This window comes from Rubrivivax gelatinosus (assembly GCF_004340905.1).
GTDB lineage: Bacteria > Pseudomonadota > Gammaproteobacteria > Burkholderiales > Burkholderiaceae_C > Rubrivivax > Rubrivivax gelatinosus.
In genome coordinates, this window is the sequence record NZ_SLXD01000028.1 from 1 (window position 1) to 9,135 (window position 9,135).

Here is a 9,135-nt window from a genome sequence, read left to right on the forward strand (position 1 = left end):
AGCGGCTACATTCGTCGATCGGATACCTGTCGCCTGCAGGCTTCGAGCGGAGCCTTGTTTCATAATGGTGTGTCCACTTTTGAGAAACAAGATCCCTGCCTGCGGCAGCCGGTTATCGGCAACGTTAAAGCGCAGGTCCGCCATGCACGCACACGACATCGAAAAATCGCTTCGTTCTTTTGTCAAGCTCAAAAACCGATCTCTCAGAGAGTTGACTGCGGTAGACGTGTTGGACTTGGCTACTGAACACTGGCTATCCACAGATGTGGAAGGCGTAAGGCCAGAGCGAGGCGACGGGCTCGTGGCTTACTTTGAAGTATTGAATCGTGGACGGGGAACATTGTTTGAGTTCGGTGTCAACCGCATCATGACATTTGCCCGGTCCGATGACGACTACATCCCTTGGCTGCCCGCGGTAAAGGTACGAATGTCCGTGGCCTTCAAGGCAAACCTCGTAGTTTTTCAGCTCGGTCCAGTTGCCTGCAATTTCATGTGTTGGAACAAGAAGTCGGCCCAAGACTTCAAGGAGGAAATAATGGCATCTGCGCCATTTCGCCTTGTTGCCGCATGGTCCCCGCACTCGGCTGGCGTTGCGAGCGAAGAGTGCACTGCGCCGTGGGGAGATCCCAACCATCCGACGAGAGCTATGTCGTGGGCAATTGCGTAATGCGCTTTAACTTGCCATTGGAGCGGACCGCCTACGGCGTCCGCTCACTTTCACGTTAAGGCTCACTGATGGTTTTCCTTGCGCTTACTCCTGTCGGTCTCGTGGAAGCATTGCGAGTGCGCGGAGACAGTGCGGATGCAGTGTGGTGTGGCTCCGACGCCATCTCGGAAGCCAACTATGCCGCCCTCGAAGACGTCAACGTGTCTCGGTTAATCTACCCACTACAGGGGGAGTCGGGCGATGTGCTGGCCGGAGCGATCGACACGATTGAGGAACACCATCCAGGCGAAACCGTGTGGGTTGAGCGATGCGCGTGAGCCTTAACCTGTCATTGGAGCGGACCGCCTTCGGCGTCCGCTCAATTTCACGTTAAATGGCACATTCGCCTCGCGTTCCATCCGTCGCCGTCATCGGTCGCATTGTCGGAGCACTTGTGGCGCAGGACTACGAAAGCGTGATCAAGTGGGCTCCGCGATCCCGTATGGCTGCGGAGACCTTGCGAATCGCTGTGGAGAGCTACGGGCGGCGCCTGGTGCAGCCGCCACACTATGACCTCGCCGATTTCGTGGCGGTGGAAGGAGCAGTCGCACCGACCTGGTCAGTCGTTGTGCCCTTGTTCACCGCCGAAGAGGGCCGGTCCGATTTATCGCTAGAGCTTACGATGGTTGAGAAGGCACCCGGTGAATGGGAGGCTGAGGTCGATGACTTGCATGTGCTCTGACATGCCACTTAACTTGGCAGTCGACACGGACGTGCTATCGGCGGGCGTTCGCCCGCCTTCAGTCCGCCGGTCACTTCTACGTTATGCGCCGCAATAGGCCCCGTCACGGGTGTCGTCTCGCTTTGGAGAACGAAATGCTAAGGGTTCCGCTCTTCGGTGCGCTCAAGGCGCACGTGGCCAAACTGCGTGAGCAAGCGCGAGCTCAGTTGCGCGATGTTCGTATCGCTTCCGCGGAACCGGCACTATGCCTTGAAGGGCATCGGGCAGAAGTAGTCGACGAGAGTGAGAACGTCATCCACGACGATGGACGCGTCGACGGCTTCTATCTAACCTGGATTGCTCGTAACGAGCATGGGGAGTACTTCCTGCTCAAGACCACGGACGCGCGGCCATATGTGAAGCACTTGCCGCAAGATCGCGCCAGGATCGTCCTGAAGAGCAAGTACATCGCCCCAGGCGACCGCGCTCCGACGAGCGACGCCTCTCAAGAAACTCCTCCCAAGTGATTGATGCAGGAGGAGTTTCCTAGCAGGCCGTTGAAAAACCGATCGCCGGCACGTCCGCACACCTCAAGATGAGCCGCCCCGAGGTCATCCAGTACGTCGCCGCGGCGAAATTGGCGTCCCGAAAGCCCTTGAGGCGCCATTCCTGGACTCGAAGTCGGCAATTCCGCGGTCCTTGGCCCTCATTACGCCCCCTGCAGACGCACTGCGGCCAAGCCGCGCAGTCGCATGAGGTTGTAGGCGGCCGTCGTCAGCGTCAGCAACTGGTCGACCTTGTTCAGTCCGCGCAGCATCACCTGCCGCATCGGGCCGACGACCTTGCCCCAGCCGAAGCACTGCTCGATGCACTTGCGCCGCCGCTGGCTCACGGCGTAACCGCCGTGCCGCGTGGTGCGCCCGTCGATGGCGCTGCCGCCTCGTCGGCCCAGGTTCTGCGCGACGTGCGGGGTGACTTCGTTTTCGCGGCACGCCTGCACGAAGCCGCGGGTGTCGTAAGCCTTGTCGGCGCCCACGGTGATGCGCCGGCCGGCGGCCCTGGCCGCGTCGCCGAGCATCTGCGCGGCCACCTCGCGTTCGGCTCGGCCATCGCTCTGGCTGGCCTGCACGTCCACGACCAGGCCGTGGCGGTTGTCCGTCATCACGTGCCCCAGGTAGCTCGGCAGCGCCGGCGCCGCATCGCTCTTGCGGTACAGCTTGGCCTCGGGGTCGCTCTTGGACTCGTGCGTGTCGTTGCTGCGCGGCTCGCCGCGCCAGTCCTCGGGCGGCCTGTCGTCGTCGCTGCCGCCCTTGCGCCGCACGCTCTTGTGGCTGGCCCAGGCCTGGATCAGCGTGCCGTCCACGCTGAAGTGCTCGCCCGACAGCAGCCCGCGCGAGCGCGCCGTCTCCACCGTCGCGTTGAACAGGTCCGTCACCACGTCGTGTTCGATGAGGCGGTCGCGGTTCTTGCTGAACACCGAGTGGTTCCACACCGTGTCCTCGATGGCCAGGCCGACAAACCAGCGAAACAGCAGGTTGTAGGAGATCTGTTCGACCAGCCGCCGCTCGCTGCGCACGCTGTAGAGCACCTGCAGCAGCATCGCGCGCATCAGCTTTTCCGGCGCGATGCTCGGGCGACCGCCCTTGACGTCGGCCTCGTACATCGCGGAGAACTTGCCGTCCAGCCGCGACAGGGCTTCGTTCATCCACTGCCGGATCGGCCGCAGCGGGTGATTGGTCGGGACAAAGTCCTCCAGCCGCACCGTGCTGAACAGCGATTCGTTGTAGCCGTCGGCACCTCGCATCGGCCTCGTCCTCCGTCCTCGATGGCTGGATGCTCTACGCCGCGGGGCGCAGCGTCCAGAGGTTCTTCAACAGCCTGTTAGGCCTCATGACACTCGCTTCCGACTTCTGGGCTGACGACGAGTACTTCATGAGCCCGCCACTCACCGAAGACAGAATTGCATCTGCGCAGGCGCGGCTCGGATACAAGCTGCCCGGCTCCTACTTGGAGCTACTCCGCACACAGAACGGCGGTACGCCTCGACGAAACAGTTTCCCGACCACAACACCAACCTCTTGGGCTGCCGATCACATTGCCGTGACAGGCATCCGCGGCATTGGTGGCGAGTGGGGCATCGACTCCCCAGACCTTGGAAGCGCCGCAATGATCAACGAGTGGGGCTACCCCAAAATTGGCGTTGTCGTCGCAGAGTGCCCTTCCGCCGGCCACGACGTCGTGATGCTGGACTACACCCAATGCGGGCCCCAAGGTGAACCGCGCGTGGTGCATGTCGAGACAGAATCCGACCCGCCGCACGTCACTGTGCTGGCCTCAAGCTTTGCGCACTTCTTAGCCGGCCTGTATGTGCATCATCCGCAAGATGAGGCCTAACATGTCGGTCAACCGGTTATCTCAAACGGTCCCATGCAAATCCAAGGCATCGGTGGTGAACTGCGACTTAGGCTGCTTCACCGAACTCCGAGCCAGCGCACGTCAAAACCCGACCTGCACATTCAGTGCTCGGCGAAGACGTCGCTCTTCTTGGTCGAAGCATCAAACGCTTGGCTCGAATGGCCAGACGTCGAGGCTTTTATTGCTGAACTTGAGGCACTGAACCGCGACCTCAACGGTAAGGTCGAGCTGTACGCAATGTCGCCCGAGGACTTCAATCTCACCATCGAGAACCTTGACTCAAAGGGTCACATCGGCGTGTCGTTCACCATCGGCTCGCGTAACCACACCGACAATGGCCAGTTCACTTCCAGCGTCACCGGTGGTTTTGAGGTTCTTCCGAGTGAAATCGAGGCGGTACTCATGTGGTTCAAAGCCACCGTCGCCGATGAAAACACCGCCTAACCCTTTTCAAGAAGACCCGCATTCGGCAGGCCCTTAGGTCGAATGCTAGACCGCACAGACCCTCCTGCCGTGAATTATTTGCTTGCCGAACTCCAAACCCTTGAAGTCGAACTCCATCATCCTGGGGCTCGTTGCAGTCGCGCAAGGCTCGAACAACTTCTCGACCCGGAGTTTCGCGAGGTCGGCCGCTCCGGCACATCGTACGATCGTGAAACGGCCATCAATTACCTGACTTCGGTTGAGGTTCATCCCGCGGTGGCGTCGGAAGACTTCGAAGTCGTCCGACTCGGACAAGAGCTCGCATTGCTCACTTACCGTTCGGCTCAGGTCGATCAAGGCGGCGGGTTGTCCAATCACACCCTTCGATCCTCGGTGTGGGTTCGGTCCGCCAACCGGTGGCGACTGCGGTACCACCAAGGCACCCCGGCGGCACAGGTCTGGTAACCCGCCCCCGTGCCGCCGACGGTGGTCAGGTCTTGCCTTTTGCGCGCCATTTCGACCGCGGGAGGGTTGGCCTCGTAGCAGCGTCCCGCGCTCGCGGCCTGTTCTGCAAAAGGCAAGACCTGACCCCGACCTTCCATGACCACAAACCGCCGAGAACTCGTCGTCCAGCGCGTACAGCGCCGCCTCGTTCGAGAGTCCTTCCCGCGCCTCCAGATGGCGCTGCTCGTCGCGCTCACCGGCGGCTTCGGGCTTCTGGCGTCGTTCACCTTGCTGCGGCTCGGCCTGGACTCGATGGCCTTGCGCTATCCGCTGGCGCTGGCCTTCGCCTACTTGTTCTTCCTGTTCCTGATCTAGCTTTGGCTTAGGACGAACGCCGATGACTACCGGGATGCCCCGGACATCCTCAGCCTCGCTCTCAGCCGCGGAGAGTCCGGTGGACCACCCGACATCCAGAGTGGAGGCGAGGGCGATCTCGGCGGGGGCGGCGCTACGGGCGCCTTCGACGGCTCAGCGGTTCCCGTGGACGAAGCAGCCTCTTCACCGGGCGTATCGGTGGGCGAAGCCGTCGAAACCGCGGCGCAGGCCGATGAAGCCGCTATCCCCCTGACGGCGATCGCCCTAGCCGTCGGCATTGCCGTGGCGTCGCTGTACGTGGTTTACATCGCCCCGGTGCTGTTCGCCGAGGTCCTGGTTGACGGGGCGCTGTCGTACGCCCTCTTCCGCCATCTGCGTGGCCACGATCGGCAGCACTGGCTTGCCAGCGCCTTCGCACGGACGATTTGGCCGTTCACGGCAACGGCCGTCTTCCTGGTGGCGGTTGGCGCGGCCATGGCGGCCTACGCGCCGGGCGCCAAGTCCGTCGGTCAGGTCGTCAAGCACGCCAGCGCTCAACGCGCCACGAAATGACGCCTTGCATGCGGCGCGCCCGAGGCGGGCGCTGCCGTGCTGTCGCCTCGTCGTGACACGCGAGTTCGCGTTCGGACGCCATGGTGCACGGACTCGGCACGCTCGAAATGAACGCGCACCGCCCACCCATCGGGGCGCCTTCACTTGCCACGTTGCTGCACGTACCGTCCCCGGCGTACAAAGGTCGAAAGGCATCCGATGCTGCGGTTCGTGATCGTCGTCGGCGACAAGACCAGTCATGGCGGCGTTGTCATCAGCGGATCAACCACAACGGAAATCGATGGCCGCAAAGTGGCGCGAACCGGGGACAAGGTCACCTGCCCGCGGAAAGGGCACGGCGGCATCACGCGAATCGTCTCAGGCGACCCTGCATGCCTCATAGACGGCCAGCCCGTCGCTCGCCAAGGTGATCGAACCGCCTGCAGAGCCATCCTGCTCTCTTCACAGACATTGGCTGCGGTCGATGTCAACGCCGACTGCGGACAGGGGCTCGATGCGGGAAGACTCGAGTTCGACTCCGGCGATAACGAGCCTCTATCCGCCGCAACACAAGAGAGCGGCAGCTTCGATGAACAGGTCGAACTGACACCGACATCCGACGCGGCCCCTCCGGTCGGACTGCCATGGTTTGTCAAGACAGCCGACGGCCGGACGTTCAAGGGCCGGTTGAACGATACCCGGCGGCTTCCCCGCATCGTGACGACTACAGCCGACGTTTACGAGGTTTACTGGGGCGACGAAGCGCTTCATTTGGCAGAAGGTGACCTGTGACGACTCTCCAGCAGCGAGCCCAAGTCAGCACCAACATGACGCCGGACTCCGTCTGCCGCGTCAACATGCCGGCCGTGACGTTTGCCGCACTATGGGCCGGCTATCCTGCAAACCCTCCCTACCGAGACCATAAAACAGGAAAACCTCCAGCGGGCTTCGAAAACCAATGCGCGATCAAGATCAGCGTTGCCATTCATAGCGCCGGCATCGAGATGAAGTCGTTCACCGCGAAGAGCATCGGCGTGCGCCCGAGCGACCTTGGCCACATCAACATCAACGGCAGGACCGCAGCAACGCGCGCGTCCCAGTTGGCAGCCTGGCTCGACAAACAACCGTTCTGCGGCCTGCCCCGGAAGCCGGAGATAATTACCGGCGAAGACTGGCAAAGCAAGATCGCTCGGCGCACCGGAATCGTATATTTCGCCGACTACTGGATGCGCAAGACAGACGCGAGAAACCAATCCACGGGAGACCACATCGACCTTTGGAACGGGTCTCGCCTCACTGCGAGCGGACTGATCGGCACACTGACGACCACCGCACGCTATCTTGGACAACGATCATTCCTGCCAGGCACCGATTGGGGATACTCAGACCTCGGCAAGTCAAAAACCATCCTCTTCTGGGAGATCAAGTGAGAGCAGGAGCGATGGTCGCAACCGGAACAGCCATCGGCGCGGCGTTTGCCGTCGCCATACTGGCTGTCTTCGTTCACAGACCCCCGGAGTGCGGCGAGCCCAGCGCCTGCGGTGATGATTATTTGTTCCCTGCGCTCTATTTTTCTGGTCTAGCCTTGATATCGACCATGATCGTTGCCGCAAGCCTCGCCAAACGTTTCAGAGCAGAACCACGAGGCTTTTTCATCGGCATGGCATCTTGGTCAACTCTACTGAGCATTTCGCTTGTCGCGACTTACATCACAGTGCGTCAAACCTGATATTCAGCGCGGCAAAGCAATCCGTGGACGACTGGGTGAATGTCGCCTCATGGGCCACGGGCCGGCACCGACCCAAAGCGAGCAAATCACCACGGAAAACCCGAACGCCGGAGGCCCAAGGCATGACGCAAACGAAGGTCGTACTCAAAGAAGTCACGGCAGAAACCGTCCGGGCCGTGACCGAGCTTCAAGTCACCCCCGAACAGCGGGGCTACGTCGCGAGCAACGCGGTGTCCATCGCCCAAGCCTACTTCCACCGAGAGGCATGGTTCCGGGCGATCTATGTCGAATCGGAACTGGTAGGTTTTGCCATGCTCCGCGACCACACGCTGCCTGGAGCCGAGGCACCACGCCCCGAAGTCTCCTTGTGGCGCTTCATGATCGACCAGCGGTTCCAGAAGCACGGTTATGGCCGTCGGGCGCTTGAACTCGTTGTCGCACACACGGCATCTAGGCCGGGAGTCAACTACCTGCATACCTCGTACGTCGTGGGCCCGCATGGCCCCAAGGACTTCTATCTCGCATTCGGCTTCCGGCATACAGGCGAAGTGAAGCCAAACGGCGAGGTCTGCCTGAGCCTCGATCTGCAGCGGATGAAGGGATGAAACTCCTGTCGGACCGCCAGCCGACAGTGAATCAACCGCTCATCCGCCGGCACCGGCGACACCGTTCACGCGCGCGGCGCCCCTCCCCGCCTCCGAGCCGGACGGCGGCGCCGGGGGTGGTCAGATCTTGCCTTTTGCACGCCACTTCAGCCGCTGGAAGGCTGGCCTAGCGACAGCGTTCCGCGCTCGCGGCCCGTGTTGCAAAAGGCAAGACCTGACCCCGACCTTCCATGACCACAAACCACCGAGAGCTCGTCGTCCAGCGCGTACAGCGCCGCCTCGTTCGAGAGTCCTTCCCGCGCCTCCAGATGGCGCTGCTCGTCGCGCTCACCGGCGGCTTCGGGCTTCTGGCGTCGTTCACCTTGCTGCAGTTCGGCCTGGACTCGATGGCCTTGCGCTACCCGCTGGCGCTGGGCTTCGCCTACCTGTTCTTCCTGTTCCTGATCTGGCTTTGGCTCAGGACGAACGCCGACGACTACCGGGATGCGCCGGACATCCTCAGCCTCGCTCTCAGCCGCGGAGAGTCCGGTGGACCACCCGACATCCAGAGTGGAGGCGGGGGCGACTTCGGCGGTGGAGGCGCCACGGCCGCCTTCGACGGCTCGGCGGCTCCCGTGGACGAAGCGGCCGCTTCACCGCTCGGAACGGTACGCGAAGCAGCCGAAACCGCGGCGCAGGCCGATGAAGCCGCTATCCCCCTGGCGGCGATCGCCCTGGCCGTCGGCATCGCCGTGGCGTCGCTGTACGTGGTTTACATCGCGCCGGTGCTGTTCGCCGAGGTCCTGGTCGACGGGGCGCTGTCTTACGCCCTCTTTCGCCATCTGCGTGGCCATGATCGGCAGCACTGGCTTGTCAGCGCCTTCGGCCGGACGGTTTGGCCGTTCACGGCAACAGCCGTCTTCCTGATGGTGGTTGGCGCCGCCATGTCGGCCTACGCGCCGGGCGCCAAGGCCGTCGGTCAGGTCGTCAAGCACGCGATCGCTCAACGCACTACGAAATGACGCGCTGCATCCGGCACGTCCGAAGCGGGCGGTGCGGTGCTGTCGCCTAGTCGTTGACACGCGAGTCGCGTCTGGATGCCAAGGTGCACGGACGCGGCACGCTCGAAGTGCACGCGCAACGACCACCCATTGGGGCGCCTTCACTTGCGACGTCCTGATTAGAAATGTTCGTCAGCCTGCCTGATCACCTTGCCAGTTCTCGGCGCGGCGCGAGCGACGTCGACTATGAGACGAGCGACGAGGCC

Annotated in this window: 13 protein-coding genes and 1 pseudogene; 13 read left to right on the forward strand and 1 reads right to left on the reverse strand. The window is 62.4% G+C overall.

Translation table 11 applies throughout. The annotated features are described in order from the left end of the window. The first annotated feature begins 142 nt into the window (after window positions 1–142). The 3 genes from EV684_RS23725 to EV684_RS23740 all read left to right on the forward strand — a co-directional run bounded on the left by EV684_RS23725 (window position 143) and on the right by EV684_RS23740 (window position 1,894). Complete coding sequence (locus tag EV684_RS23725) at window positions 143–667, forward strand: hypothetical protein (protein WP_132649813.1); 525 nt, start codon at window positions 143–145, stop codon at window positions 665–667. A 433-nt stretch (window positions 668–1,100) separates the two neighbouring features. Next, on the forward strand, window positions 1,101–1,388 hold the full coding sequence (locus EV684_RS23735) for a DUF7668 domain-containing protein (RefSeq protein ID WP_132649815.1): 288 nt from the start codon (window positions 1,101–1,103) through the stop codon (window positions 1,386–1,388). 173 nt (window positions 1,389–1,561) lie between these two features. After that, complete coding sequence (locus EV684_RS23740; RefSeq protein ID WP_132649816.1) at window positions 1,562–1,894, forward strand: hypothetical protein; 333 nt, start codon at window positions 1,562–1,564, stop codon at window positions 1,892–1,894. A 182-nt stretch (window positions 1,895–2,076) separates the two neighbouring features. Here EV684_RS23740 and EV684_RS23745 read toward each other — a convergent pair whose 3' ends face one another. Then, a complete protein-coding gene (locus EV684_RS23745) occupies window positions 2,077–3,171 on the reverse strand; it encodes an IS5 family transposase (RefSeq protein WP_132649817.1) in 1,095 nt (364 codons plus the stop codon). Between the two features lie 29 nt (window positions 3,172–3,200). Between EV684_RS23745 and EV684_RS23750 the strand changes: the two genes are divergently transcribed. The 10 genes and pseudogenes from EV684_RS23750 to EV684_RS23790 all read left to right on the forward strand — a co-directional run bounded on the left by EV684_RS23750 (window position 3,201) and on the right by EV684_RS23790 (window position 8,890). Then, on the forward strand, window positions 3,201–3,761 hold the full coding sequence (locus EV684_RS23750; RefSeq protein ID WP_200222486.1) for an SMI1/KNR4 family protein: 561 nt from the start codon (window positions 3,201–3,203) through the stop codon (window positions 3,759–3,761). A 33-nt stretch (window positions 3,762–3,794) separates the two neighbouring features. Further along, the gene (locus EV684_RS23755; RefSeq protein WP_132649818.1) at window positions 3,795–4,226 is read left to right on the forward strand and encodes a WapI family immunity protein; all 432 of its coding nucleotides are present in this window, start codon (window positions 3,795–3,797) and stop codon (window positions 4,224–4,226) included. 42 nt (window positions 4,227–4,268) lie between these two features. Beyond that, window positions 4,269–4,670: a nuclear transport factor 2 family protein gene (locus tag EV684_RS24725; RefSeq protein ID WP_132649819.1), complete on the forward strand. Its 402-nt coding sequence runs from the start codon at window positions 4,269–4,271 to the stop codon at window positions 4,668–4,670. A 135-nt stretch (window positions 4,671–4,805) separates the two neighbouring features. Beyond that, window positions 4,806–5,024 (forward strand): hypothetical protein, encoded by a 219-nt coding sequence (locus EV684_RS24225; protein WP_200222487.1) that lies wholly within the window; start codon window positions 4,806–4,808, stop codon window positions 5,022–5,024. Window positions 5,025–5,189: 165 nt separating this feature from the next. After that, complete coding sequence (locus EV684_RS24230; protein WP_200222488.1) at window positions 5,190–5,576, forward strand: hypothetical protein; 387 nt, start codon at window positions 5,190–5,192, stop codon at window positions 5,574–5,576. A 198-nt stretch (window positions 5,577–5,774) separates the two neighbouring features. Further along, window positions 5,775–6,026: pseudogene (locus tag EV684_RS24500) on the forward strand (PAAR domain-containing protein); the annotation flags it as partial. 356 nt (window positions 6,027–6,382) lie between these two features. After that, a complete protein-coding gene (locus EV684_RS23775) occupies window positions 6,383–6,985 on the forward strand; it encodes a T6SS effector amidase Tae4 family protein (RefSeq protein WP_132649821.1) in 603 nt (200 codons plus the stop codon). Window positions 6,986–6,996: 11 nt separating this feature from the next. Next, complete coding sequence (locus EV684_RS23780; protein ID WP_132649822.1) at window positions 6,997–7,284, forward strand: hypothetical protein; 288 nt, start codon at window positions 6,997–6,999, stop codon at window positions 7,282–7,284. Between the two features lie 122 nt (window positions 7,285–7,406). Beyond that, on the forward strand, window positions 7,407–7,889 hold the full coding sequence (locus EV684_RS23785) for a GNAT family N-acetyltransferase (protein ID WP_132649823.1): 483 nt from the start codon (window positions 7,407–7,409) through the stop codon (window positions 7,887–7,889). Between the two features lie 230 nt (window positions 7,890–8,119). Further along, window positions 8,120–8,890 (forward strand): hypothetical protein, encoded by a 771-nt coding sequence (locus EV684_RS23790; protein ID WP_243651289.1) that lies wholly within the window; start codon window positions 8,120–8,122, stop codon window positions 8,888–8,890. Window positions 8,891–9,135: the final 245 nt, after the last annotated feature.

What these genes read in the sequence shown, in the direction of transcription:
- EV684_RS23725 (WP_132649813.1), top strand. Translation starts at nt 143, where the DNA reads ATGCACGCACACGACATCGAAAAATCGCTTCGTTCTTTTGTCAAGCTC.
- EV684_RS23745 (WP_132649817.1), bottom strand. Translation starts at nt 3,171, where the DNA reads ATGCGAGGTGCCGACGGCTACAACGAATCGCTGTTCAGCACGGTGCGG.
- EV684_RS23750 (WP_200222486.1), top strand. Translation starts at nt 3,201, where the DNA reads ATGCTCTACGCCGCGGGGCGCAGCGTCCAGAGGTTCTTCAACAGCCTG.
- EV684_RS23755 (WP_132649818.1), top strand. Translation starts at nt 3,795, where the DNA reads ATGCAAATCCAAGGCATCGGTGGTGAACTGCGACTTAGGCTGCTTCAC.
- EV684_RS24725 (WP_132649819.1), top strand. Translation starts at nt 4,269, where the DNA reads ATGCTAGACCGCACAGACCCTCCTGCCGTGAATTATTTGCTTGCCGAA.
- EV684_RS24225 (WP_200222487.1), top strand. Translation starts at nt 4,806, where the DNA reads ATGACCACAAACCGCCGAGAACTCGTCGTCCAGCGCGTACAGCGCCGC.
- EV684_RS23775 (WP_132649821.1), top strand. Translation starts at nt 6,383, where the DNA reads ATGACGCCGGACTCCGTCTGCCGCGTCAACATGCCGGCCGTGACGTTT.
- EV684_RS23780 (WP_132649822.1), top strand. Translation starts at nt 6,997, where the DNA reads ATGGTCGCAACCGGAACAGCCATCGGCGCGGCGTTTGCCGTCGCCATA.
- EV684_RS23785 (WP_132649823.1), top strand. Translation starts at nt 7,407, where the DNA reads ATGACGCAAACGAAGGTCGTACTCAAAGAAGTCACGGCAGAAACCGTC.
- EV684_RS23790 (WP_243651289.1), top strand. Translation starts at nt 8,120, where the DNA reads ATGACCACAAACCACCGAGAGCTCGTCGTCCAGCGCGTACAGCGCCGC.